The organism is Actinocorallia aurantiaca, assembly GCF_039533685.1.
GTDB classification, from domain to species: Bacteria; Actinomycetota; Actinomycetes; order Streptosporangiales; family Streptosporangiaceae; genus Actinocorallia; species Actinocorallia aurantiaca.
The window spans coordinates 76,572-100,713 of sequence record NZ_BAAATZ010000018.1 but is presented as its reverse complement, the minus strand read 5'-3'; the positions used below and the strand labels follow the sequence as shown (position 1 = coordinate 100,713).

The window sequence follows — 24,142 nt, the reverse complement described above, 5'->3', positions numbered from 1 at the left end:
CCGACACCTAACGTAGGGGGAGCTGTTGAACATCGTGGTGACCGGCGGTGCGGGGTTCATCGGAGCGCACCTGTGCCGCGCCCTGGCCGCCCGGGGAGACCGGGTGACCGTGTACGACGATCTGACGGCCGGGTTCGCGGTCAGCCTCTCGGGGTCGGGCGCCTCCCTGGTGGTCGGTTCGACGTCGGACCGGGACCTGCTCACCGAGACCGTCGCCCCTGCCGACGCGATCGTCCACCTGGCGTCGCGGCCCTCGGTGCCCCGCGCCGTGGAGGACCCGGCGGCCGCGCACGAGGTGAACGTCACGGGCGCGCTGAACGTACTGGAGGCCGCGCGGCACTGCGGGGCGCACGTCGTCCTCATGGGCTCGGCGGCGGTCTACGGCGAGCACGAGGGCCCCTCCCGCGAGGACCTGCCGGCCCGCCCGCTCAGCCCGTACGGCGCGAGCGAACTCGCGGCGGAGGCGTACACGCTGGCGTACGGCCACAGCTTCGGTGTGCCGGCCCTGCCGTTCCGCCTCTTCAACGTGTACGGCTCGCTCCAGACGGCGGGACGCGCGCACAGCGCGGTCGTCCCGGCGTTCCTCGATGCGGCGCTGCGGAACAGGCCGCTGCAGATACACGGAGACGGGCGGCAGGTTCGTGACTTCGTCCATGTGAGCACGGTCGTGGCGGCCGTCCTCGACGCGCTCGACCGCCGCGTGACCAGTTCCGTGCCCGTCAACCTCGCGCTCGGCGCCGGCCGCACCCTGCTGGAGCTCGTCTCCCTGCTGGAGAACCTGCTGGGACGGCCCCTGGAGGTCGTGCACACCCACCCCCGCCGGGCGGAACCGCGTGTCTCACTCGCCGACCCCTCGCGGTTCCGCGCGCTGTTCCCCTCCGTCCCGTCCGTGCCGCTGGAGCACGGGCTGGCCGAGACGCTCGCCTGGTTCAGGTCCGAGGAGACCCTGCCCGTCTGAGTCCCTCGCCCCGATGAGTGCTTCGCCCTCCGGGTCTCCCCGGAGGGCGGAGTCGCGTTCGGACCGCCCCGAGCCCGCCGCTCACACCGCCGCGTGCAGCCAGCGCACCGGCGCGCCGTCGCCGGCCCGCCGGAAAGGCTCCAGCTCGTGGTCCCACGGCGTGCCCAGCAGACTGTCGAGCTCGTGCTCCAGAGTCGTCTTGCCCGAGGCCGCGTTGGCCATCACATGCCGCAGCCTGTCCTCGGGGATCATGATGTCGCCGTTCGCGCCGATCGTGGCCGAGAAGACGCCCAGGGACGGGGTGAAGCAGTAGCGGATGCCGTCGGAGCCGGGCGACGCCTCCTCGGTGACCTCGAACCTCGCCAGTTTCCAGGCGCGCAAAGAAGAAGTGATGGCAGCGGCGATACCGGGCTTGCCCTCCCAGCACAATTCAGCCCGCTGGCTGCCGGGAGCAGCGGGCTGATCGGTCCACACCAGCTTGACGGGTACGCCAAGCACACCCGCGGCCGCCCACTCGATATGCGGGCACAGCGCAGGTGGCGCGGAGTGGACGTAGAACACACCACGTACGGTCACTCGGTCCTCCTGGTAGTGCTGGTCGAGGCGCGTCTTCCCCTACGGCCTCTCGCTAGCCCTCTCAGGCGGTCCGTGCGTCCCTCATTGTGCCCGATGGGCATCCTCCACACCAGCGTGATTGACGAACGGAAACGCCCCGGCAACAATGCGCGACCTGTCCGTCCCGCGGCCGGCGCCGTCGTCGTGCTCATGAAATGAAAGCGCTCCCCCTGAGGTATCCGTCTATCTCGGCGGTAAGACGTTCTTTGCCCTCTTTCCCCATGAATGATGCACGAACGGCACTCTTCGCGAGTTCCCCGACCCCCTTTTCGTCCAGACCGAGCAGCCGGGCCGCGACGAGGTACTCGCGGTTGAGGTCGGTGCCGAACATCGGCGGGTCGTCGCTGTTGACGGTGACCGGCACCCCTGCCTCGACCAGCCGCGGGAGCGGGTGCTCGGCCAGGGTGGCGACCGCGCGGGTCGCGAGGTTGGAGGTGGGGCAGACCTCCAGCGCGATCTCATGCTCGGCGAGGTACTCCATCAGGCGCGGGTCCCGGACCGCCTGGATGCCGTGCCCGATGCGCTCGGCGCCCAGTTCGCGGATCGCGTCCCAGACCGTCTCGGGCCCCGTCGTCTCGCCCGCGTGCGGCACGCTGTGCAGGCCGGCCGCGCGCGCCTCGTCGAAGAACGGCTTGAACACCGGACGCGGCCAGCCGGCCTCGGGCCCGCCGAGCCCGAAGCTCACCAGGCCGTCGGGGGCCTGGTCTACGGCGATGCGCACCGTGCGCTCCCCCGCCGGCAGGCCGGCCTCGCTCGGGATGTCGAAGCACCAGCGCAGCACGACGCCCAGGTCGCGTTCGGCGCCGTGGCGCGCGTCCTCCAGCGCCTCGACGAACTCCTCGTCGCGGACGCCCTTGAGCAGCGTGAAGTAGGGCGTGACCGTCAGCTCCGCGTACCGGATGTTCTGGCGCGACATGTCCTCGGCGATGCCGTAGGTGAGCACCCGCACGTCCTCGGCGTCGCGGACCAGGTCGACCACCGAGACGTAGACCTCGATGAAGTGGTCGAAGTCACGGAAGGTGAAGTACTCGGCGAGCAGGGCGGGGTCCGCCGGGACCGGGGTGCTGCCCTCGTGCCGCGCCGCGAGCTCGGCCACGATCCTCGGGGAGGCCGATCCCACATGGTGGACGTGCAGTTCGGCCTTCGGCATTCCGGCGATGAAATCCTCAAGCGACACTCTGCTCCCCCTTGGTCATGGCCAAGATCCTATGTGTTCGGCGCGACCCTCGATCGGGGCTGTGGACGGGCCCTCACACTGGACCCATGCCCGATCCAGGTGCCCGGCTGCAGAGGCTGCTCTCCCGTCACGAGGACGCCCGCCTCGTCGAGCCGGGGACGCTGCTCAGACGCGACCAGCTGCTGGTCGCCGACCGCGACCTGCCCCGCGTCGAGGAACTGCTGCGGCACTGGTGGCGCTCCCGGGAGGCGGGGCCCGGAGTGACGCGGCTGCGGCTGGCCCCGTCCGCGGGCGTCGACGTGTGCGAGGTGAGCCTGCTGGCGCGCGCCCGCGGGCTGAGCGCCGGCCCCAACCACCTGGTGCACGGGCAGCCGATGTGGTGGGCGGGACCCGCCGACCGGCCCCGGCCCGCCCGCGCGGTTTTGCTGCCGCGGCGCGGTCCCGTCCGCCGGGAGGTCACGGTCGCGGTCCTGGACACGGGACTCGACCCGCACCCCTGGTACTCCGCCTCCGACTGGTTCGCGGGCCAGCGCGCCTCCGTGGGGGAAATGCTGGACGCCGACCTGGACTACGCGCTCGACGCGCAGGCCGGGCACGGCACGTTCGTCGCGGGCGTGGTGCTGCGGCACGCGCCGTCCGCCCGGATCCTGGCTCGGCGGGTCATCGGCGGGGACGGCGTCGGAGACGAGCTCACCCTCATCCGCGCGCTGCGCGGCCTCGGCCGGGTCGACCTGGTGAACATCTCCCTCGGCTGCCACACCTTCGACGACCGCCCCTCCCCTCTCGTGGAGGAGGCCGTCAACGCGCTCGGCCCGGACACGGTCGTGGTGGCCTGCGCGGGCAACACCGCCGCGGACCGCCCGTTCTGGCCCGCGGCGCTGCCGGGCGTCATCGCGGTGGCGGCCCTGGACGGGGAGGAGCGCGCCTGGTTCAGCAACCACGGGCCGTGGGTGGACGCCTGCGCTCCGGGGGTCGCGGTCCACAGCAGCTTCGTGCGGTTCGGCGAGTTCGACGGCTACGCCCGCTGGTCGGGCACCTCGTTCGCCGCGCCCGCCGTCACGGGGGCGATCGCGGTGCGCGCCGCGGCCGGAGAGGACAACGCCGGGGCCGCAGAGGCGGTGCTGGCGTCGGGTCCCGTGCGTCCGGGACTGGGAACGATCATCGCGATCTGATAACTCTGCGCGTTCCAACCATTACTTTAAGCACCTGCCCCTCTAGCGTCTGCGCGAGCGGCACGCAGGGGCACGGGAGGGGCGCGAAGTGAGAAGTGAGGTCGATGTCACCGCCGGGGAACTGGTGGTGCGCGCTAGAGAGGGAGACGCCGAGGCCTGGAACGCGCTCGTCGGGCGGTACACGCCGATGCTCTGGTCGATCGCGCGTTCCCGCGGACTGGACGGGCCCGTCGCGGAGGACGCCGTCCAGGCGACGTGGCTGCGGCTGGTCCAGCGGATCGACGCCCTCTGGGAGCCCGAGAGCGTGGGCGCCTGGCTGGCCACCGTCTGCCGCAACGAATGCCATGCCCTCTTCAGCGCGCCCTTCGCCCCGCCGCCGCGCACGCCCCAGGACGACGCCGACCCCTCCCCCGGCCCCGAGTCCCGGTCGGTCGACCGGGACCGGCTGGAGCGGCTGGCCGCGGCCCTGCGGGCGATGCCCGAACGGTGCCGCACCATGCTGCGGATGCTGGCCGTGTCCGCCACCTACACCGAGATCTCGGCCGCGCTGGAGCTGCCCGCGGGCAGCGTCGGCCCGATCCGGGCCCGATGTCTGAGACGTTTGCGGGGTTCCCTCGATGAATGAGGCGAATGAAGTGGATGAACTGCTGCACGAACTGCGGCGCGCGTTCGAACTGCTCGATCCGCCGCCGCGGGCGTTGTTCGAGGCCGCGCGGGCCGCGTTCGCCTTCCGCGACCCGGACGCCTCACTGGCCGAGCTGACCCGCGAGGCCACCCCGGCGGGAGCGGGACTGCGCGGCTCGTCCCGGCTGCTCACCTTCACCGGCGACGACGTCACGGTGGAGCTCCAGGTCTCCCCCGCCGGAGGCGTCCGGGTGCTCACCGGACGGCTGTCCCCGGCACGGCCCGCCACCCTGTGCGTCCGCCACAGCCGCGGCGAGACCCGCACCCACGTGGACGAGAGCGGGCACTTCGTCGCGGGGGACGTCCCTCCGGGCCAGGTGATGCTGCATTTCACCCTGCCCGACGCCACCACCGTCGTCACCAGCTGGAGCCGTCTGTGATCGACACCCTGCTCTCCGCCGCGCTGGCCGCCAAGGAGTCCGGCGAGCCGGCCCGCGGCCTGGCCGCCCTGGACCGGGCGCTCGAGCTGGGCCGGGACGACGCGCGGAGCACCGCCCGGGTCCGGGCCACCATGATCCCCCTGCTCACCGCGCAGGGCCGGACGGGGGAGGCGCTGCGGCTGGCCGCGCTGGCCGAACCCCATCTGGACGGCCCCGACCTGGAACGGCTGCGGATCAACCTCAGCTACGCCCGGGCCAGCCGGGGGCGGCTGGACAAGCCCGCGCCGCCGCGGCGGGGGGATCCGGCGGCCCGGGTCGGGCGGCTGATCGCCAACGGGCTCACCCACGCCTACTCCGGGCGCTTCGAGGACGCCGACAGCGCCCTGCACGCGGCGGCCGCTCTCGCCGCGCGGCACGGCCCGCGCGTCCTCGAGCTGATGGTCAGAAACAACCAGGCGTTCCTGGCCGCGCGCCGGGGCGACCTTCCGTGGGCGCTGAGCCTGTTCGCCGAGGTCGAGCCCGAACTGGTCGGCGAGCGGCTCGTCCAGTGCAGGCTGGACCGGGCCGAGGCCCTGCTCTCCGCCGGACTGGCCGGGGAGGCCAGGGAGCTGCTGGAGGCCGCGGTCCCGGCGGCGTCCGCCAGCGGTCTCGCCGCCGACGCGGCCAACGGCCTCTACCTGCGCTCCCTCGCGGAGCTGGCCTGCGGGGACGCCCGAGCCGCCGCCTCCTCGGCCCGCCGCGCGGGTGCGGACTTCGCCGAGCAGGAACGTCCCGGCTGGGTGCTCAAGGCCGAGCACGCCCTGGTGCGCGCCCGCGCGGCGGGCGGCGAGCGCTCGCCCTCGCTGCTGGCCTCGGCGCGCCGCACCGCCGACGGGCTGGAGCGGCTCGGCTGGCCCGAACCCGCCGCCCACACCCTTCTGGCCGCCGCCCTGGCCTTCCCCGACGAGGCCGGGGAGCTGCTGCCGCGCCCCACGGCCCGTACCCCCGCCTCCCTGCGGCTGGCCCTGGACCTGGCCACCGCCCAGGTCCGCGCCGCCCGGGGCGAGCGCGCCCCCGCCCTGCGCTCGGTCCGCGCGGCGCTGGAGACCGCGGACAGGCTCACCCGGGGCCACCTGTCCCTGGAGCTGCGCGCCCACACCGCCCGGACCTGCCAGGAGCTGATGGCCCTGGCGGCCGGCCTGGTCCGCGCCCCCCGGGAGCTGCTGGCCTTCGAGGAGCTGCGCCGCCGGATCCTGCGGCCCCCCTCTCCCCCGCGGCCGCCCGCCGGGGCGCCGGAAGGCGAACGGGAGCGGCGCGAGCTGGCCCGGACCGCGTCACTGGCCGAACCACGGGCGCACATCACGATGCCCGACCTGCTGTCGGCCCTGGACGAGACGGTCCTCGTGGAGTTCGTCCGGGCGGGTGACGGTCTCATCGCGGTCGTCGCCCGTGACGGCCGCTGCCACCGGCTGGAACTGGGTTCCTACCAGGAGGCCGTCAGGGAGGCGCGAATCCTGCGGTTCTCCCTGACCCGGGCGATGCTGGACGGAAGCACGCCCGAGCTCGGGCCCTCACGCGCCCGTTTCGCCGACGTCCTGGCCGCGGCGTCGGGCCGGGAGCTGGTCCTCGCCCCCGCCGGAGAGCTCTACGCGATGCCGTGGGCGGCCCTCACCGAGGTCCCGTTCACCGTCGTCCCCTCGGCGACGGCCTGGCTGACGGCCCAGCGGCGGCGCCCGGTCCGCGGCCACGTCGCCCTGGTCCACGGGCCCGGCCTCGCCCACGCCCGGGAGGAGATCGACGCCCTGGCCGGGCTCCACCCCGACGCCAGGATCGGGACGTCCTCCGAGCTCCTGTCCGGGGCGCGGCTGGCCCACCTCGCCGCCCACGGGACCTTCCGGGAGGACGACCCTCTGCTGTCGGCGATCGACCTGGAGGCGGGGCCCCTGTCGGGCTACGACCTCGATGCGCTCGCCCCGCCGCCCGAACTGGTCGTCCTGTCCGCGTGCGACGCGGGCCAGGGGCACGACCTCCTGGGACTGCCCGGCGTCCTGCTCTCCCTGGGGGTGCGCACGGTGATCGCCTCGGTCACCCCGATGCCGGACGCGTCCGCGGTCGCCCTGATGCCGGAGCTGCACCGCCTGCTGACCGAGGGCACGCCGCCCGCCGCCGCCCTGGCGGCGCTTCCCCGGGACGCCGCGGCCCTCGGCCTGCAGTGCTTCGGCGCGGGCTGAGCGCCCGCGGGCCCGGACCCCTCCGGGCCGGCTCAGAACCCGGTGGCCACCGGGTTCATCGCGTCGGCGACCCAGTTGGACCAGGACCCGACGTACAGGGCCGCGGGGACGCCCGCCAGGGCCAGGGCCAGGACCTCGTGGGCGGCCGTGACGCCCGAACCGCAGTACACGCCCACCTCGGCGGCGTCCGTGGCTCCCAGGACCGCGAACCGCTCGCGGAGGACCCGGCCGGGCAGGAACCGCCCGTCCACCCCGACGTTCCCCCAGGTGGGGGCGTTCACCGCGCCGGGGATGTGGCCGGCCACCGGGTCGACGGGCTCGATCTCGCCCCGGTACCGTTCGGCGGCACGGGCGTCCAGCAGGATCCCGGACTTGGCCACGGCCGCGGCGCCCTCGGCGTCCAGGACGGGCAGCCCGCCCGGCCTGGCCTCGAAGTCCCCGGGAACCGGGCTCGGCGCCTCGGTCTCCAGGGGCAGGCCCGCCTCCGTCCAGGCGCGCAGACCGCCGTCCAGGACCCTGACCCGCTCGTGGTGGAAGTAGCGCAGGCACCACCAGGCGCGGCCCGCGGCGGTGGCGTCGGCGTCGTCGTACACCACGACCTGGGAGCCGGAGTTCACGCCCGCCCGGCGCATCGCCGCCTGGAACGCCTCGGGTGAGGGAAGGGGATGGCGTCCCGGGGGGCCGGGCTCGCCGGCCAGCTCCCGGTCGAGGTCGACGAACACCGCGCCGGGCAGGTGTCCCGCCCGGTAGGACTCGATCCCCGGAGGACCGGTCAGCCGCCAGCGCACGTCGAGGATCACGAGGTCGTCGTTCCCGCGGGCGCGGGCCAGGGTCCGCGCGTCGATGAGAGGATGCACTCCGCCAGTCTGACCGCTGAATCCCCCTACGGGGAGGGGCTGGTGTCCCGGTTTCACCGTGTCATCTCCAGCAGCGGCACCAGCTGCTCCTCGGGCACCAGTGACCCGTGCATCCCCACCATGAGAGCCTCGATCGGGTGCTCCCGGCCCGCGATCACCGCGAGGTCGCCGTACGGGACCGCGATCACGTCGCCGATGCGGGGCAGCATGGCCGGGTCTACGCCGCCGAAGCAGCCCTCCTCGATCGCCTGCTCCCTGGTCATGATCCACGCCCGCCCGTCCAGGACCTCGCTCCAGCAGGCGAGCACGTCCGCGGCGGCGCCGGGCTCGGCGTACACGTGCCTGGCCCGGGGCTCGCCGCCCAGCAGGGAGACGCCCTCGCGCAGCTCGGTGCGGACGTCGGCGTCGACCTTGTCCGACGGGTTGCTCATGCCGTGGTCCGCCGTGACGTACAGGGCCGTCCCCGCCGGGAGGACCTCGGCGACGCGCTCGGCCAGCAGGTCCACGAACCGCAGCTGGTGCCGCCAGGCCTTGGAGCCCGACCCGAACATGTGGCCGGTCGTGTCGAGATCGGAGTGGTAGACGGTCACGTGGGCGCGCTCGGACTCCCGCAGGACCTCCTCGGCTCGGGCCACGAGCTGCCCCATGCTGTCGGCCGGGACGTACCGGGAGCCGCGGGTGATCGCCTGGTTGAACCCGGTGTTCGCGTAGGCGCCCGAGGCCAGGTAGCTGGAGGCCACCCCGGCGGCCTCGGCGCGGGCGTAGACCGTCTCCCTGGCCTGGAAGGCGTTCGGGTCGGTGCGGCCGTCGTCCCAGCGCAGGCAGTTGAGCAGGCGGCCCTCGCCGGGGATCGAGACCAGGGTGCCGAGCATGCCGTGGGCGCCCGGCGGCAGCCCCGTCGCCAGCGAGCTGAGGCTGGTGACGGTGGTCGCGGGGAAGCCCGCGGTGAGCGGGCGGCCCGCCAGCGAGCTGAGGAACGGGGCGTCCTCGGGGTGCTCGCGCAGCAGCTCCCAGCCCATCCCGTCGATCAGCAGGACGCAGGCGCGGGGAAGCTCGGGCAGGCCCAGGACGTCGACCTGGCCGGGCACTCCCAGCGAGGCCAGGACCGAGGACGACAGGTCGGCGAGGCTCGCCTCGCCGTAGCGCGGTGCAGGGATCATGTCTCGATCATGCCTTGGAGCCGTCCCGCTCACACAGGTCTCATGTCCCTGTCCCTCCGGGTCATGCCGTCGTCATCGCCGAGAGCGCGCGGGCGAAGGCCAGGACCTGGACGACGGCCTCTCCCCCGTCCGCGGCCTCGCTGACCCGCAGGGACAGGTCGTCGGCGGTGACCGCGCCGGTGTAGCCGTGGTCGGCGTCGCAGTTCTCGTCGCCGCAGCCCGCCGGCTCCAGGTCGATCCGGGAGTTGACGCCCCAGGCCAGGGTCAGCACCACCTCGGTGGGCGGGTTGCCCGTCACGTACTTCTCCGGCCGGGGCACCACCCGGGTGACGGCGACCGAGCTGATCCTGTCCAGCCGGACCGTCTCCGTGGTGGTGGAGCAGTGCGGCTGGGGCACCAGATCACTCGGCGGGTGCTCGTCGGTGTGGCAGAACAGCAGCCTGGTGGGCGACAGGACCAGGACGGTCACATGCCGCCGCACCTCCATGCCCGGATCGAACGCCGCTTCGTGGTGGACGACGTAGGCCAGCACCTCCTCCGCGCCGAGCGCGGACTCGACGGCGTCGGCGACCAGTTCCGGGTAGTAGCCGCTGCGTTCGATGGCCGTACGCAGCGCCTGGTCGCTCTTCGCTCGGGTTTCCCTCATCCCCCCATCCTGCCCTGTCCCCGGCGCCCGTCGCACCCTGAGAGGGCTCGCACGTGGAGAGTTTTCGCGCTCACAGCCTCCTCGGCTCCAGCTCCGGCCGGTGGCCGATGGGCGACGCCAGGGTCAGCCGGGCGGCCGCGACGGTCACGCCGGCGGAGTCGGCGAGCACCGGCTCCAGCTCCAGCCGGGCCGCCTCGGGAAGGTCGGAGGCGAGCAGCGACACCCTGATCAGGAGTTCCTCCACGGCGGGCAGCGCGATCGGTTCCGAACCCCGGTGGCCGAACAGGAGGGGGGCCATCCGGATGGCGCGGACCATGTCGGCGGCCTCCAGGTCGGTGAGGGGGGCGAGCCGGTAGGCGCGGTCGTCGAGCAGCTCGGCCGCCACGTCCGACAGCCGGAAGGAGATCACTCCGCCGAAGGACGCGTCCTCCTGGGTGACGATGTGCAGGGCCAGGCCGTCGCGGGAGCCTCCGACCTTCACCCCGTAGCAGGACAGCAGCTCGGCGGCGTCCCCTTCCTCGCCGTTCCGCATCCACTCGGCGACCAGGTCCTTGGCCCGTTCGCGGTCCAGGCCTTCCAGCTCGGGGGTCCTGCCGCGGGGGCGGCGGCGCCAGGAGGCGTACCGGGTGGCGTAGGCGAGGGCGCGCATGGCGTCCTCGGGGCCGAGGTAGGAGGGGACGGAGCCCGGGCCCGGTGCCCCGTCGGGGGCGGGGGTGCGCAGCGCGTGCGGCATGCCCTTGGCGCCCAGATAGGTGGCCAGTACCGGCTTCTCCGATCCCCCGGCCAGCCGGACGATCACCTCGGCCACCGGGTCGACCTTCCGCCCGGAGCCGAGGACCAGTTCGGCTCCGCCGATGACGGGCGGGGTGTAGAGGACGGCCACCGAGTCCGTCGACGGGTCGGCGAGGGCCTCTCCGAGGGCGCGCTCGTAGTCCTGCGCCCGGGCGAAGGGGCCGAGGCCGACCGGGGAGTGCACCACCAGGCCGAGCGAGGCGGCCGCGTCCTGGGCGAGCAGGCCGAGCGAGTCGGCGTTGTGGATGATCGAGACCCGGTTCCCCGGCGGCAGCGGCTGGTAGGCCAGCATCTGGGCGACGTCGAACAGCTCCGACAGGCTCTCCACCCGCAGCACGCCGGCCTGCTCGAACAGGGAGCTGACCGCGTGGTCGGGCAGCGCGATCTTCCGGACGGCGTGGCCGAGCGGGACGCCCTGCAGGGTACGGCCGGTCTTCACCGCGACGATCGGCTTGATCCGCGACAGCCTCCGGGCCAGCCGCGTGAACTTGCGGGGGTTGCCGATGGACTCCAGGTGGAGCATGACGGCGTTGGTGGAGGGGTCCTCCTCCCAGTACTGCAGGAGGTCGTTGCCCGACACGTCCGCCCTGTTGCCCGCGGAGACGAACGTCGACAGGCCGAGGCCGCGCTCGGCGGCGCGCTGCAGGATCGCGATGCCGAGCGCGCCGGACTGGGAGAAGAAGCCGACGGGGCCGCGTCCTGGCATCACCGGGGCGAGGGTGGCGTTGAGCCGGACGTCCGGGTCGGTGTTGGCGATGCCCAGGCAGTTGGGTCCGACGACCCTCATGCCGTTGGCCCTGGCCATCCGGACGAGTTCCTGCTGGCGTTCGCGGCCTTCCCCGCCGGTCTCGCCGAACCCGGAGGAGACGACGATCAGCCCGTGCACGCCCTTGGAGGCGCACTGGTCGAGCACCTCCTTGACCTTGGCCGCGGGGACCGCCACCACCGCCAGGTCCACCTCGTCCGGGATGTCGAGGACCTGGGCGTAGGCGCGGACGCCCGCGACGGCCTTGGCGGTGGGGTGCACCGGGTAGACCGGTCCGGTGAAGTCGCCGCCGAGCAGGTTGCGCAGGACCGTCTGGCCGACGCTGTGCGCGACCCGGCTGGCGCCGATCACCGCCACCGAGCCGGGGAAGAGCAGACGCTCGATCGAGCGCCCCTCGGCCCGGTGCTCGCGGGCGGCCATGACCTCGCGGGAGGTCTCGGTCGGCGACAGGTCCAGGGTGAGCTGGATGATGCCGTCCTCGAAGCGCTGCTGCGCCGCGTACCCGGCGTCCCGGAAGACCTTGGTCATCTTCCGGTTGTCCGGCAGGACGTGGGCGACGAACCGCTCCACGCCCCGCTCGCGGGCGGCCGCGGCGATGTGCTCCAGCAGGACGGAGCCGACTCCGCGCCCTTGGTGCGCGTCTTCGATGAGAAAGGCGACTTCCGCCTCATCCGGCACATTCGTACGGTCGTAACGGACGATACCTACCATTTTACTGCCGATAGTGGCGATCAAAGCGACACGATCGGAATAATCAACCGTCGTGAAATGTTGAATCTCCCGCTCGCTCAACCGGGGTCGGGGCGAGAAGAAGCGGTAGTAGATCGACTCGGCGGAGACCCGGGCGTAGAAGGTGCGCAGCAGTTCAGCGTCCTGCTCTCGGATCGGGCGCAGGTGGGCGGTCCCGCCGTCGGAGAGGACGACGTCGGCCTCCCAGTGGTCGGGGTAAGGAGAATCGGTCACGTCCCCGAGCGTAGGCGACATCGCAATCATGGTCACGGGAGAGTCACAGTCACCCCGGCTCCCGTCCGTTACCTGTTTCGCTGCGAGTTCGAGACCAAATCCGAGGGTTGAAGCTGTTACGGTCAACGACACGCCCAGGCAGAATGGTGCGGACCAGTCAGGTACGAGCGAGGTGACAACGTCATGACACGCGTGGTCGTGGTCGGCGATCTGATGACCGACGCCGTGGCCCGCGCCGCGTACCCCCTGGCCAAAGGGAGCGACACCCCGGCCAGCGTGACGATGCACGGCGGGGGATCCGGGGCCAACGTGGCCGCCTGGCTCTCCGTCGAGGGGGTCGAGGTCGCATTCGTGGGCCGGCGCGGTTCGGACGTCACGGGCCGCAACCGGGACATGGAGCTGATGGGCTACGGAATCGACGCCCGTCTCGTCATGGACCCCGAACGTCCCACCGGGACCTGTGTGGTGCTGGTCACCCACAAGGGCGACCGGACCATGATGTCCGACCCGGGGGCCAACGCCGCGCTGCTGCCCGACGACATCCCCGCCGACCTCTTCACCGCCGGGGCCCACCTGCACCTGTCGGGGTACTCGCTGTTGAACGAGGGGTCCCGCAACGCGGCGCTGCACGCGATGCGCATGGCCCGGGGCGCGGGCATGTCGATCTCCGTGGACGGCGGCTCGTCCTCGCCGCTCAAGCGGGCCGGCGCCGAGCCGTTCTTCGAGTGGACCCAGGGCACCAAGCTGCTCCTCGTCAGCGCCAGCGAGGCCGAGGCGCTCACCGGCCGGGAGGAGCCCGAACTCGCCGCCAAGGTGCTGACCGCCTGGTACCCCCAGGTCGTCATCAAGATGGGCGAGGACGGCGCGCTCTGGTACACCAACGGGCGGCCCGATCCGATCATCGTTCCGGCCGAGCCCGTCAAGAAGGTCGTGGACGGCACCGGCGCGGGCGACGCGTTCGCCGCCGGGTTCCTGCCGGCCTGGCTGGACGGCAAGCCCCCCGCCGAGGCTCTCGCCGCGGGCTGCCGGCTGGCCGCCAAGGCGGTCGACCACCTCGGAGCACGTCCGGCGCTCTGACGCGGGAAACAACGAAGGCGAGACCCTGGGGGTCTCGCCTTTTTTGCTACGTGACCCAGTTAACACTCCGTCATTTTTCGTTACTTAGTGATTTGTCAGTCATGAGCTATTTGTGATTAGCTCATGACATGACCGCACCCAGGGCGCCCATGGCCGTCCTCCCGCCGCGCACGCGCCTCCCGCGCGCCGGGTCGTGTCGTCGCGCGCGCGACTGAGAACCGCCCCCTCCCAGCGCATCCCCTCCGGCCTTTTCCGGTGTCCGCGCCCCGCACGGTTCAGCGGACGGCTCACCTCTGGAACAAAAACCCATGATTCATATCGAAAATATCCGGAAGGTCTACCGCACCCGCGGCCGTACCGTCACCGCGCTCGACGACGTCAGCCTCCACGTCGCCCCCGGCGAGGTGTACGGGGTGATCGGCCGCAGCGGCGCGGGCAAGAGCACCCTGCTGCGCAGCGTCAACATGCTGGAACGACCCGACCGCGGACGCGTCGTCGTCGACGGCGCGGACATGCTCGCCCTCTCCGAGCGCGACCTGCGGGTGGCCCGGCAGCGGACCGGCATGATCCACCAGCACTTCGGCCTGCTGTCCTCAAGGGACGTCGCGGGCAACGTCGCCTTCCCGCTGGAGGTCACCGGCACGCCCGCCAAGGAACGGCGGCGGAAGGTCGCCGAACTCCTCGACCTGGTCGGGCTCGGCGACCTCGGCCGGGCCTATCCCGCCCAGCTGTCCGGCGGGCAGAAGCAGCGCGTCGGCATCGCCCGGGCGCTCGCGGGCTCCCCGTCCGTACTGCTGTCGGACGAGGCGACCTCGGCGCTCGACCCGGAGACCACCGGCTCCATCCTCGCGCTGCTGCGCCGCCTCAACCGGGAACTGGGGCTGACCGTCCTGCTGATCACCCACGAGATGGACGTGGTCAAGCAGATCTGCGACTCCGCCGCGATCATGAGCAACGGGCGGATCACCGAATCGGGGAGCATCCCCGAACTCCTGGCCCGGCCGGACTCCGAACTCGCACGCGGACTGTTCCCCCTGCCGCCGCCGCCCGTCCGGCCCGGCACCACGATCGTCGACGTGACGTTCACCGGAACCGACCCGGCCCGGTTCGTCTCCGCCCTCGCCCGGACCTACGCCATCGACGCCGACATCCTCGCCGGAGCCGTCGAGGACGTCGCCGGATCCCTGGCCGGACGCCTGCGGCTCGGACTGCCCGGCTCCCCCGACGCCAACGCCGCTCCACTCGCCCACCTGCGCGAGCACGGGCTGGCCCTGGAGGTCTCGGCATGAGCGAGATCCTGATCCAGGCGCTGCGGGAGACCTTCCAGATGCTCTGGGTCTCCACCCTCCTGACCGCCGTCGGCGGCCTGCTCGTCGGCGTCCTGCTCGTCCTCACCGACCGGGGCGGCCTGCTGCCCTGCACCCCGGTCAACCGGGTACTCGGGCTGATCGTCAACATCGGGCGGTCGCTGCCGTTCATCATCCTGATGGTCGCGATCCTCCCCTTCACCCGGGCGGTCATCGGCACCACGATCGGCACCACCGCCGCGATCGTGCCGCTGGTCGTCGGAGCCATCCCGTTCTACGCCCGGCTCGCCGAGACCTCCCTGCGCGAGGTCGACCCCGCGGTGGTCTCGGCCAGCCGGGCGATGGGCGCGTCCCGCCGGCAGATCGTCTGGAAGGTGCTGCTCCGCGAGGCCAGGCCCGGACTGGTCGCCGGCCTGACCGTCACCGTCATCGCGCTCATCGGCTACTCCGCCATGGCCGGGGCGGTCGGCGGCGGCGGGCTCGGAGACCTCGCGATCCGGTACGGCTACCAGCGGTTCGAGACCGACATCATGATCGCCTGCGTGGTCGTGCTGATCGTCCTGGTGCAGCTCATCCAGATGCTGGGAGACCTCCTCGTCCGACGGCTCTCGCACAGATAACCCACCCCTGAAAGGCACCACCGTGTTCAAGAGGATCACAGTCGCCCTGTCCGCCGCTGCGCTGGCGCTCACCGCCGCCTGCGGCGGCGACTCCGGCTCGTCGGACAAGCTCGTCATCGGCGTCAGCCCGGCGCCGCACGGAGAGATCCTGACCTACGTCAAGGACGAGCTCGCCGAGGAGGCCGGGCTCGAACTGGAGATCAAGGAGTTCTCCGACTACGTCCAGCCGAACATCGCGCTGAACGACGGCCAGCTCGACGCCAACTACTTCCAGCACAAGCCCTACCTGGAGGACTTCTCCTCCGAGAAGGGCCTGAAGCTCTCCTGGGTCGGCAACGTCCACCTGGAGCCGCTCGGCGCCTACTCCAAGAAGATCAAGGCGCTGGACGAGCTGGCCTCCGGCGCCACCGTCGCCATCCCCAACGACGCCACCAACGGCGCCCGCACTCTCCAGCTGCTCGCCGACAACGGCCTCATCACCCTGAAGGACGGGGCGGGCACCGCCGCGACCGAGCGGGACATCACCGGCAACCCCCAGAACCTGAAGTTCACGGCCCTGGAAGCCCCCCAGCTCCCCCGCTCCCTGGAGGACGTCGACGCCGCGGTCATCAACGGCAACTACGCCCTGGAAGGCGGGCTGACCCCGGCCGAGGACGCCCTCGTCCTGGAGAAGGCCGACGGCAACCCCTACGCCAACGGCCTCGTGGTGAAGGCGGGCGACGAGTCCGACGCCAAGATCAAGAAGCTCCTCGAGCTCCTCCGGTCCGAGAAGGCCCGGAAGTTCATCAACGACAAGTACAAGGGCTCGGTCCTCCCCGCCTCCTGACCTCCAGCCCGTTCCACGGCTCCCGACGGCCCCGCCGCCGGGAGCCGTCGCCTTTCCGGGGCCCCCGCGCCCCTGAAGAGGGCCCACGGGAGCGCGGCGCCCGCTCGGAGCGGCTCTGCGCCGGGGCCTCCTGTGGCTCCCAGGAGGGCTGGGATGCGCCCATCTCGGGCGGCCTGACGCCGGGGCGGGGCCTCCTGGCCCGCAGGAGGGCCGGCGTGTATCCGCTCGACGCATGGCACTGACGCCGCAAGCTCCTCCCAGCTCGCAGAAGGGCTGGGATGCGCCCGTTCACGGATGCCCTGACGCCGGGGCGGGGCTCTCCCGGCTCACAGGAGGGTGGGGATGCGCTCCAGGATGCCGTCGGTGAAGACCTCGTAGAGGCGCAGCGGCTCGAAGTGGACGTAGCCGATGTGGCAGTCGCACCAGGTGTTGGGGCAGGCGGGAGGTTCGGGGGCGAGCCGGAAGGTGCCGTCGTAGAGGTTGCCCAGCGGGGTCCTGACGAAGTGGCAGCGGGTCACGGTGCCGTCCCCCGCGACGGAGACGACGTCGTGGCCGGTGCGGCAGGGCAGGCCCAGGGTGCGGTGCGGGTGGCGGCTGTGGGAGAACAGCGGGTCCAGGGCCGTCCAGTCGGCGGCCTCGGCGTCGGAGTAGGTGCGGCCCTCCGCGGCGTTGACCCACAGGTAGACCGATCCCGGCAGCTCGGCCCGCAGACGGCGGGCGGCCTCCAGGTGTTCGGGCAGGCCGACGACGCCGACGCTGTGCCGCACCCCCCGCTCGGCCAGCTCCCGGGACTTGGCGAGGAACCGCTCATGCGTCACCTGGCCCGGGTGGAAGGTCGTCCACAGGGCCAGCTTCGCCAGATCGGCCCGGGAGGTCCACTCCGTCCGGCCGCTGAGGTTGGTCTGGATCGCGGCCCTGCGCACCCGGGGCATCAGGCTCAGCTCCACCAGCGCCTCCCGGTACCAGGAGCGCACCAGCCCCTCCCCCCAGGGTGTGAACAGCACGGAGACCTCCTCCTCCCGGGCCGCCACCCAGGAGGTGAACCTCTCCAGGGCGGCCCGATCCGCCCGCAGCCGCTCGGGGCTGTCACGCCGCTTGGCGAAGGGGCAGTACGGGCAGTCGTAGTCGCAGCTGGCCAGCGGTCCTCGATACAGCAGGGTCAGCATCCGGCCGCCTTTCGGTGACTCATCGGAACGCGCTCCGGTCCGCGGGGAAAAGAACGGAGGGTGTTCTGGAGAAGGGAATTGCCGCGACTGCGTGGCTTGACACAGTAAGGCTGTTGTCGCCGCAGGAGAGGACCGCTCGGGAGGACGGACATCAGCGGGCCTCGTAGGCGTCCATGAGGGCGCGGACCTCGGGCGAGAAGAGGGCCGGGCCGACGGCGTCGGAGTGGGCCAGTCCCTCAGGGGTGAGGGCGAGCGCGCCGGACGTCTCCTCCAGCCAGCCGAGGGAGGCGAAACCCGAGAGATCGAAGTCCGCGAGGACATCCGCGCCGAAACGGGCGCGGTAGGCCGACCTGTCCAGGCCCTCGGCCTGGAGGAGGGACTGCAGCAGATGACGGCGGCGGCGCTCGCCGTCGGTCAGGCGGAAGCCCACGGGCGCGCGGGTGAAGTCCTCGGTGCGGACGTAGTCGTCGATGATGGCCCGGACCTCGGTGGCGTGGACCGCGTACTCGAAGGAGTAGTGGAGGTTCGCGGTGTAGGAGCGGGCGCCGCACCCCAGACCGACCATCCCGTCCTCCTGGCAGGAGTACTCCCCGCTCCCGGCAGCCCCCGGAAGCCGGAACATGCGCATCGAGACCTGCTCGTAGCCCTGCTCCAGCAGGTGGTCCCGGCCCAGCCGGTAGAGCCGCAGCCGCTGGTCGTCCCAGTCCCCCGCCCGGCGTTCCAGCCCCGTCAGCGGCCGGACGTACAGGGGGTACAGGTAGAGCTCCTCGGGCTTCCACTCCAGCGCACGGTCGATCGACCCGAGCCACGACGCGTCCGTCTGCCCGTCGATCCCGTAGATCAGATCGATGTTCAACGTGGGGAACCCGACGTCCCGGATGGTGTCGAGCGCGCGGACCACCTCCTCCGCCTTCTGCGGCCGCACCGCCGCCCGCGCCTCGTCCTCCACGAAACTCTGCACCCCGATCGAGATCCGGGTGGTCCCGTGCTCCCGCAGCACCTCCAGCCTGTCCCGGGTGGCCGTCCCCGGCGACGTCTCCACCCCCAGCGGCACGAACGACCCCCTCTCCGCTCCCGGATCCTCGCCCGCGACAGGGCCTCCGGGATCGGGGAGCCGCCGCCGAGGGGAGAGCAGCCGGGCGGTGATCTCGCAGAGGCGGTTCAGTTCGGGAGCGGTGAGGTAGGTGGGAGTGCCCCCGCCGAAAGCGGCCTGAGCGAAGCGGGCACCGGGACCCAGGGCGTCCAGGACGGCTTCGGCCTGGCGTTCCAGGGCGTCCAGGTAGGCGGTGGTGAGGGACTCGGGCGCGCCGGTGCGGGTGAAGAGGTTGCAGAAACCGCAGCGGATCTCGCAGAAGGGGATGTGGAGGTAGAGGAAGAGACGGGACCTGTCCTCGTGGCGCCAGACGTCCCGCAGGGCGGGTGCGGGGTTCAGCGGACGGTAGGCGGTCTTGTGCGGGTAGGCGTAGACGTACCCCTGGTAGGGCTTCAATCGATCACGAACTCCGCGTAGGGAACGGTCCAGACGACCTCGTGGCCGAGACGGTGACCGATGTGGCCGTCCTCGCCGTAGGCGGTCCCGTGGTCCGAGCAGACGATGACGAAGGTGGGGCGGCGCAGCGCGGCGAAGAGCCTGCCGATGCGCGAGTCGACGTACTCCAGGGCCGCCGCGTGGGTCTCCAGGGTGTCCCCGTCCGCGCCGGGGAGGTAGTGGTGGTTGGGCTGGTGCAGGGCCGAGACGTTCAGCAGCAGGAACAACCGCTGCTCCGTCCGCCCCAGGACCTCCGCCACCCGGTCGATCTGGTGGTCGAGGCTCTCGGGGCAGGTCACCCCGAACTCGGGTTCCCAGTGGGCTTCGGCGAACATGCCCGGCAGCACCGACCCGAGCGCCGTCCGCCGGTTGAAGAAGCCCACTCCCCCGACGCACACCGTGTGGTACCCGGCCTGCTCCAGCCCCGAGGGCAGATCCGGCGCGTCATACGTCCAGGTCGAAGGGATCGTCGTCTCGCTCCCGGGAAACGCCGAGGCGAACAGGCGGGGATGCGTCCCGGGCGCGGCGGGCGTGGGCAGAAAACCCGCCAGCATCGCCAGGTGCGACGCGAAGGTGAAATTTCCCGGCGCATGCCGTTCCTCCCACGTGAACCACCGCGAGAACTCCGGTGTCCGCCCCGCCGCCTCCAAACTCACCGCCACGTCGTAACGCAACGTGTCCAGCGTCACCAGCACCACATCATGCGTACCGACGACCCCGTTCATGTCCCGCATAGCGCGGCCCCTTCCCCGATGTTCCTCATACTGCCGCTCCCGGCGCGCGGCCGGAGCGGCGGAACCCGGACGGCACGAGCTCTCGAGGTTCCCGCATCACATCATGCGCACCAACGGCCCCGTTCATGTCCCGCACAGAGAGGCCCCTCTTCCGGTATCCCGCGTGGCGTCTCCCTCTCGCGCGGCCAGGACGGCGCGGATCTGGGCGGTGTAGGTGTCCAGGCCTTCGGCTCGGGTGCCGGGGAGGCCGGTGAGACCGGGGAGCAGGTCTCCGAAGGCGTTGACCTCGGCCACGGCCAGGCGGCGCCAGTCGAGGCCGATGAGGAGGTCCACGGCGACCATGAGGCTGCGGGGGAAGCAGGCTGCGGCACGAGCGCAGACGTCCATGGCCCCGGACCAGTCCAGGCGGGCCCGGACGTCCTCCAAAGGGCCTCGGGTGCCGCCCAGGTGGAGGTTGGTCATGGGGGCGGTGCTGGTGCGGACCACGGCGTGGGCGGGCTCACCGGCGATCACCACGACGCGCAGGTCCAGGAGGCGGCCGTTCAGGCCCGCCTTGGGGAACCACTTCTCGACGTGCAGGCCGTCGGGGGCGAGCGCGTCGATCAGGCGGGCGGTCTCCGCCTCGGACGTCGACGTTCGCACCCGCAGCGAGTTGCGCCATCCGCTGCCGTCGGGGACCGCCGAGCTGACCGCCTTGATCCGGCCGGGGGCCGTCTGCAGCGCGATCACACCGGAGGCCGAGGAACCATGCGCGGGTTTCACGAACACGCGGCGGACGCCATGCTCCGCCATCCGCTCACGGAGCTCCCGGTAGCCGCCGACCGGGCCGAGCGAGGCCGGGACCGGGACCCCGGCCGCGCTCAGCCGGGCGTGGCAGGCCCGCTTGTCGAACATGACCGCGATCTCGTCCACGTCGCCGGCCGAGGGGAACGGCCGGAGCCTTTCCAGACCCCGCCGCAGCGTGCGGTACCAGCGGGCGCCCCCGCCGACCCGCGCCGGATCCCCGGGCCCGCGCAGCAGGGCGTCGGCCGCGGCGTCCTCTCCTGGCGAGTCGACGCGCAGCAGCCCGTCCACCTCCAGGGGAGCGCCGCTCAGCACGTCCGTCCAGGGCAGGACCCCGGGCCGGGACAGCCCGGACGACGCGCAGGCGGCGGCGAACGCCTCGACCCGGCGTTCTCCCGGCGTCCCCACGACCGTGAACCTCATCGCCGCCGTCCTACTCGGCCACGGCCACGTAGCGCCAGTCGTCCTTCTGCCGGTCGCCGAGGTCGAGCTCGACGTCGGGGAGCGCGGCGCGGATCCGTTCGGCCATCTCGTCGGACAGGTAGTGGTGGTGCAGGTCGAGCCGCTTCAGGTGGGTGAGCGCCCGGCCTGACAGCAGGGCTTCGGCGCCCTCGTCCGTCAGCACGCCCATCGACAGGCTGAGCGACTCCAGCCGCGCGACGACGGGCGCGCCGGCGGCGGCCGCGGCGATCTCGTCCTGGATCTGGGCGTTCTGGAGCCCGAGGTGGCGCAGTGCGGGGAGGCGCTCCCCGGTCAGCAGCGGGCCCAGGTCGTCGACGGTGGTGTCCCCTCCGTACTCCTCCACCCCGAGCCACAGCTCCAGCGACCGCAGCGCCGGAAGGTCGGACGCGCCCAGCGCCCTCGCGACCGAGCCGGGCAGTCCTCCGGTCTCCAGCCGCAGTTCGCGCAGCACGGGACTGTCGAGGGGGGACAGCTCCATCCCGCTGCCGCCTCTGATGACGACGGTCTCCAGGCCGGGGAAGGCGGTGAACAGCGGGGTGACGTCCCCCTGCTCGATCCAGGAGATCTCCGTCTCCTCCTGCAGCCACTCGCCGAAGAACAGCGCCTTCAGCGCCGGGAACCGCTCCGACGCGCCGGTCAGCAGCTCCAGCGGGCGGACGGCGGGCACCTCGTGGGTGGCTCCCCAGTTGCCCACGATCAACGCGGTCACGGACGTGGTGTCGACGGCCTCGAGGAACCGGGAGAACAACTCCTGGAAGGGGGCGAAGTCCTCGATGAAGTCGTCGAGCCGCACCCGCCAGGCGGCCTCGGCCGCCCCGGGCAGCCCGTCCGCTCCGGTCTCCGGGGTGAAGTCGAACACGGGAAGCCCCGCGAAGGATTCCACGTACTCGTAGTGGGACATCTTCGTCCTCTCGCTGGCCGTTTCCGGTGATCCGCCGTGATGGGACTGTCCTATCACCGCCGACCGACAACCCGAGAGTCGTCCACAGCCCCCTACCCGGGGTTGCGCTCGTCCACAGCCCGGCTCGAACCGGACCGGGACGTCCGCGGGCGGTGATAGGGATGGGGCATGGACTTGCGGACGGAAGCCGAGCGGTGCCTGCGGGCGCTGGCGGGAGAGCACGCCCGGTTGCGGGAGGACCAGTGGACGGCGATCGCCGCCCTGGTGGAGGAGCGGCGCCGTGCCCTGGTCGTGCAGCGCACCGGCTGGGGCAAGTCCGCGGTCTACTTCGTGGCCACCGCGCTGCTGCGGGCGCGCGGCGCGGGCCCGACGGTGATCGTCTCGCCGCTGCTGGCGCTGATGCGCAACCAGATCGACGCCGCGGCCCGCGCGGGCATCGCCGCCCGGACGATCAACTCGGCCAACCCGGAGGACTGGCGGCAGGTCTACGCCGAGGTCGCGGCGGGCTCCGTCGACGTCCTGCTGGTGAGCCCAGAGCGGCTGAACAACCCGGAGTTCCGGGACCTGGTGCTGCCCGAGCTCGCCGCCACGGCGGGTCTGATCGTGGTCGACGAGGCCCACTGCATCTCCGACTGGGGCCATGACTTCCGGCCCGACTACCGGCGGCTGCGCACCCTCTTCGACGAGCTGCCGCAGGGGATCCCCGTGCTCGCGACGACGGCCACCGCCAACTCCCGGGTCACCACCGACGTCGCCGAGCAGCTCGGCGACGGCACCCTGGTGCTGCGCGGCACCCTGGAGCGCGACTCGCTGCGCCTGGCCGTGGTCCGGCTGAGGACGGCCGAGGAGCGGCTGGCCTGGCTGGGCGAGCGGCTGGAGGAGCTGCCGGGCTCGGGGATCATCTACACCCTGACGGTCGCCGCCGCCCACGAGGTGACCGCGATGCTCCGCGACCGGGGCTTCTCCGTGGCGTCCTACTCGGGCCAGACCGAGCCCGCCGAACGGCTGCAGGCCGAGCAGGACCTGCTGGACAACAAGCTCAAGGCGCTGGTGGCCACCAGCGCCCTGGGCATGGGGTTCGACAAGCCGGACCTGGGGTTCATCGTGCACCTGGGCGCGCCGGCCTCACCGGTCGCCTACTACCAGCAGATCGGGCGAGCGGGCCGCGGCGTCGAGCGGGCCGAGGTGATCCTGCTGCCCGGCCCCGAGGACCGCGACATCTGGGCCTATTTCGCCTCGCTGGCCTTTCCGCCCGAGCCCGTCGTCCGGAACGTGCTGGCGGAGCTCGGCGAGCGTCCCCTCTCGACGGCCGCCCTCGAGCCGCGGGTCGACCTCTCCCGCAACCGCCTGGAGATGATGCTCAAGGTCCTCGACGTGGACGGCGCGGTCCGCAGGGTCAAGGGCGGCTGGATCGCCACCGGCGAACCCTGGGAGTACGACGCCGACCGCTACGCCCGGGTCCAGGCCGCCCGGCGGCACGAACAGCAGGCGATGATCGACTACCAGGGCACCGACGAGTGCCGGATGCTCTTCCTCCGGCGCTGCCTGGACGACTCGGCGGCCGAGCCCTGCGGCCGCTGCGACAACTGCACCGGCGAGCACTGGCCTTCCGAGCCCTCCTCCCAGGCCGTCACCCGGGCCAGGGAGCGCCTGGCCCGCCCCGGCGTCGAGCTCTCCCCCCGCCGCATGTGGCCCACCGGCCTCAAGGACGAGCTGGGCCTGTCCGGCCGCATCCCGCCCTCCCTGCAGGCCGAGCAGGGCCGTGCCCTGGGCCGCCTCACCGACATCGGCTGGGGCCCGCGTCTGCGCGCCCTGCTCGCCGACGACTCCCCCGACCAGCCCGTCCCCGAGGAGATCGCCGCCGCCGTCGTCCAGGTCCTCGCCGCCTGGGGCTGGTCCGAACGGCCCGTCGCGGTCGCCGCGATCGCCTCCCGCACCCGCCCCGTCCTGGTCTCCAGCCTCGCCGAGCACATCTCGCGGGTGGGCCGCCTCCCCTACCTGGGCGCCCTCACCTCCCAGGGCCCGCCCTCCCCGCCCCAGCACAACAGCGCCCAGCGCCTCCGCACCGTCCTGCACTCCCTAAGCCTGGACTTCCCCGTCCCCCAGGGCCCCGTCCTCCTGGTGGACGACCGTGCCGACTCGGGCTGGACCCTCACCGTCGCCGCCAGGCTCCTGCGCGAGGCCGGTGCCACCGCCGTCCTCCCCCTGGTCCTGGCCACCCCCACCTGACCCTCCCGTCCGGTCGGCGGGATCCCTCCGATCCCGCCGACCGGAGGCGGAACCCCTTCGCCGAGCCGTTCCGGCAGGAGCGGCACGCCCCGAGGGCATGCCGCCGGGTTCTCCTGGCAACCGGGCCGT

Annotated in this window: 21 protein-coding genes; 10 read left to right on the top strand and 11 right to left on the bottom strand. The window is 72.5% G+C overall.

Annotated elements, in window-relative coordinates:
- Positions 1-34: 34 nt before the first annotated feature.
- Entirely contained in the window at positions 35-958 is a 924-nt protein-coding gene (locus ABD327_RS21930) for an NAD-dependent epimerase/dehydratase family protein (RefSeq protein ID WP_344452497.1), read from the top strand.
- A gap of 81 nt (positions 959-1,039) precedes the next feature.
- On the opposite strand, the gene ABD327_RS21925 is transcribed toward ABD327_RS21930, so the two are convergent.
- On the bottom strand, positions 1,040-1,534 hold the full coding sequence (locus ABD327_RS21925; RefSeq protein WP_344452462.1) for a DUF3145 domain-containing protein: 495 nt from the start codon (positions 1,532-1,534) through the stop codon (positions 1,040-1,042).
- A 187-nt stretch (positions 1,535-1,721) separates the two neighbouring features.
- Positions 1,722-2,750 (bottom strand): adenosine deaminase, encoded by a 1,029-nt coding sequence (locus ABD327_RS21920; protein ID WP_344452461.1) that lies wholly within the window; start codon positions 2,748-2,750, stop codon positions 1,722-1,724.
- A gap of 86 nt (positions 2,751-2,836) precedes the next feature.
- Between ABD327_RS21920 and ABD327_RS21915 the strand changes: the two genes are divergently transcribed.
- From ABD327_RS21915 to ABD327_RS21900, 4 genes are all read left to right on the top strand, one after another.
- Complete coding sequence (locus tag ABD327_RS21915) at positions 2,837-3,922, top strand: S8 family peptidase (RefSeq protein WP_344452460.1); 1,086 nt, start codon at positions 2,837-2,839, stop codon at positions 3,920-3,922.
- Between the two features lie 88 nt (positions 3,923-4,010).
- Positions 4,011-4,547, top strand: coding sequence for an RNA polymerase sigma factor (locus ABD327_RS21910; protein ID WP_344452459.1), 537 nt, complete (start codon positions 4,011-4,013; stop codon positions 4,545-4,547).
- A gap of 10 nt (positions 4,548-4,557) precedes the next feature.
- Positions 4,558-4,986, top strand: coding sequence for a hypothetical protein (locus ABD327_RS21905; RefSeq protein WP_344452458.1), 429 nt, complete (start codon positions 4,558-4,560; stop codon positions 4,984-4,986).
- The gene (locus ABD327_RS21900) at positions 4,983-7,196 is read left to right on the top strand and encodes a CHAT domain-containing protein (RefSeq protein ID WP_344452457.1); all 2,214 of its coding nucleotides are present in this window, start codon (positions 4,983-4,985) and stop codon (positions 7,194-7,196) included. Before ABD327_RS21905 ends, ABD327_RS21900 begins: the two co-directional genes overlap by 4 nt.
- A gap of 32 nt (positions 7,197-7,228) precedes the next feature.
- Here the strand turns inward: ABD327_RS21900 and ABD327_RS21895 are convergent, their stop codons facing one another.
- From ABD327_RS21895 to ABD327_RS21880, 4 genes are all read right to left on the bottom strand, one after another.
- Complete coding sequence (locus ABD327_RS21895; RefSeq protein ID WP_344452456.1) at positions 7,229-8,053, bottom strand: sulfurtransferase; 825 nt, start codon at positions 8,051-8,053, stop codon at positions 7,229-7,231.
- A 53-nt stretch (positions 8,054-8,106) separates the two neighbouring features.
- On the bottom strand, positions 8,107-9,213 hold the full coding sequence (locus tag ABD327_RS21890) for an alkaline phosphatase family protein (protein WP_344452455.1): 1,107 nt from the start codon (positions 9,211-9,213) through the stop codon (positions 8,107-8,109).
- Between the two features lie 61 nt (positions 9,214-9,274).
- Entirely contained in the window at positions 9,275-9,859 is a 585-nt protein-coding gene (locus ABD327_RS21885; RefSeq protein ID WP_344452454.1) for a DUF5998 family protein, read from the bottom strand.
- 70 nt (positions 9,860-9,929) lie between these two features.
- Positions 9,930-12,401 carry a bifunctional acetate--CoA ligase family protein/GNAT family N-acetyltransferase gene (locus ABD327_RS21880; RefSeq protein ID WP_344452453.1) on the bottom strand — a complete coding sequence of 824 codons (2,472 nt, stop codon included), beginning with the start codon at positions 12,399-12,401 and terminating at the stop codon, positions 9,930-9,932.
- A gap of 162 nt (positions 12,402-12,563) precedes the next feature.
- Here ABD327_RS21880 and ABD327_RS21875 point away from each other — a divergent pair, with 162 nt between their 5' ends.
- From ABD327_RS21875 to ABD327_RS21860, 4 genes are all read left to right on the top strand, one after another.
- The gene (locus ABD327_RS21875) at positions 12,564-13,457 is read left to right on the top strand and encodes a carbohydrate kinase family protein (protein ID WP_344452452.1); all 894 of its coding nucleotides are present in this window, start codon (positions 12,564-12,566) and stop codon (positions 13,455-13,457) included.
- Between the two features lie 308 nt (positions 13,458-13,765).
- Positions 13,766-14,746, top strand: a complete 981-nt coding sequence (locus ABD327_RS21870; RefSeq protein ID WP_344452451.1) for a methionine ABC transporter ATP-binding protein — start codon at positions 13,766-13,768, stop codon at positions 14,744-14,746.
- The gene (locus ABD327_RS21865) at positions 14,743-15,384 is read left to right on the top strand and encodes a methionine ABC transporter permease (protein ID WP_344452449.1); all 642 of its coding nucleotides are present in this window, start codon (positions 14,743-14,745) and stop codon (positions 15,382-15,384) included. Before ABD327_RS21870 ends, ABD327_RS21865 begins: the two co-directional genes overlap by 4 nt.
- A 22-nt stretch (positions 15,385-15,406) precedes the next feature.
- Positions 15,407-16,210 carry a MetQ/NlpA family ABC transporter substrate-binding protein gene (locus ABD327_RS21860; protein WP_344452447.1) on the top strand — a complete coding sequence of 268 codons (804 nt, stop codon included), beginning with the start codon at positions 15,407-15,409 and terminating at the stop codon, positions 16,208-16,210.
- A 326-nt stretch (positions 16,211-16,536) separates the two neighbouring features.
- Here ABD327_RS21860 and ABD327_RS21855 read toward each other — a convergent pair whose 3' ends face one another.
- The 5 genes from ABD327_RS21855 to ABD327_RS21835 form a co-directional block, all read right to left on the bottom strand.
- Positions 16,537-17,376, bottom strand: coding sequence for an STM4011 family radical SAM protein (locus tag ABD327_RS21855; RefSeq protein ID WP_344452446.1), 840 nt, complete (start codon positions 17,374-17,376; stop codon positions 16,537-16,539).
- Between the two features lie 151 nt (positions 17,377-17,527).
- On the bottom strand, positions 17,528-18,865 hold the full coding sequence (locus tag ABD327_RS21850) for an STM4012 family radical SAM protein (protein WP_344452445.1): 1,338 nt from the start codon (positions 18,863-18,865) through the stop codon (positions 17,528-17,530).
- Positions 18,862-19,638, bottom strand: a complete 777-nt coding sequence (locus ABD327_RS21845; protein WP_344452444.1) for an STM4013/SEN3800 family hydrolase — start codon at positions 19,636-19,638, stop codon at positions 18,862-18,864. The genes ABD327_RS21850 and ABD327_RS21845 overlap by 4 nt, the downstream gene beginning before the upstream one ends.
- Before the next feature lie 123 nt (positions 19,639-19,761).
- Complete coding sequence (locus ABD327_RS21840; protein WP_344452443.1) at positions 19,762-20,844, bottom strand: STM4014 family protein; 1,083 nt, start codon at positions 20,842-20,844, stop codon at positions 19,762-19,764.
- A gap of 10 nt (positions 20,845-20,854) precedes the next feature.
- Entirely contained in the window at positions 20,855-21,784 is a 930-nt protein-coding gene (locus ABD327_RS21835) for an STM4015 family protein (RefSeq protein ID WP_344452442.1), read from the bottom strand.
- Positions 21,785-21,952: 168 nt separating this feature from the next.
- On the opposite strand from ABD327_RS21835, the gene ABD327_RS21830 reads away from it, so the two are divergent.
- Positions 21,953-24,013, top strand: coding sequence for a RecQ family ATP-dependent DNA helicase (locus ABD327_RS21830; protein ID WP_344452441.1), 2,061 nt, complete (start codon positions 21,953-21,955; stop codon positions 24,011-24,013).
- Positions 24,014-24,142 lie beyond the last annotated feature (129 nt).

Bases quoted from the DNA above. Each gene is read 5' to 3' on its own strand.
- ABD327_RS21915 (WP_344452460.1), top strand. From the start codon at position 2,837: ATGCCCGATCCAGGTGCCCGGCTGCAGAGGCTGCTCTCCCGTCACGAG.
- ABD327_RS21890 (WP_344452455.1), bottom strand. From the start codon at position 9,213: ATGATCCCTGCACCGCGCTACGGCGAGGCGAGCCTCGCCGACCTGTCG.
- ABD327_RS21885 (WP_344452454.1), bottom strand. From the start codon at position 9,859: ATGAGGGAAACCCGAGCGAAGAGCGACCAGGCGCTGCGTACGGCCATC.
- ABD327_RS21880 (WP_344452453.1), bottom strand. From the start codon at position 12,401: ATGTCGCCTACGCTCGGGGACGTGACCGATTCTCCTTACCCCGACCAC.
- ABD327_RS21875 (WP_344452452.1), top strand. From the start codon at position 12,564: ATGACACGCGTGGTCGTGGTCGGCGATCTGATGACCGACGCCGTGGCC.
- ABD327_RS21870 (WP_344452451.1), top strand. From the start codon at position 13,766: ATGATTCATATCGAAAATATCCGGAAGGTCTACCGCACCCGCGGCCGT.
- ABD327_RS21865 (WP_344452449.1), top strand. From the start codon at position 14,743: ATGAGCGAGATCCTGATCCAGGCGCTGCGGGAGACCTTCCAGATGCTC.
- ABD327_RS21855 (WP_344452446.1), bottom strand. From the start codon at position 17,376: ATGCTGACCCTGCTGTATCGAGGACCGCTGGCCAGCTGCGACTACGAC.
- ABD327_RS21845 (WP_344452444.1), bottom strand. From the start codon at position 19,638: ATGCGGGACATGAACGGGGTCGTCGGTACGCATGATGTGGTGCTGGTG.
- ABD327_RS21840 (WP_344452443.1), bottom strand. From the start codon at position 20,844: ATGAGGTTCACGGTCGTGGGGACGCCGGGAGAACGCCGGGTCGAGGCG.
- ABD327_RS21835 (WP_344452442.1), bottom strand. From the start codon at position 21,784: ATGTCCCACTACGAGTACGTGGAATCCTTCGCGGGGCTTCCCGTGTTC.
- ABD327_RS21830 (WP_344452441.1), top strand. From the start codon at position 21,953: ATGGACTTGCGGACGGAAGCCGAGCGGTGCCTGCGGGCGCTGGCGGGA.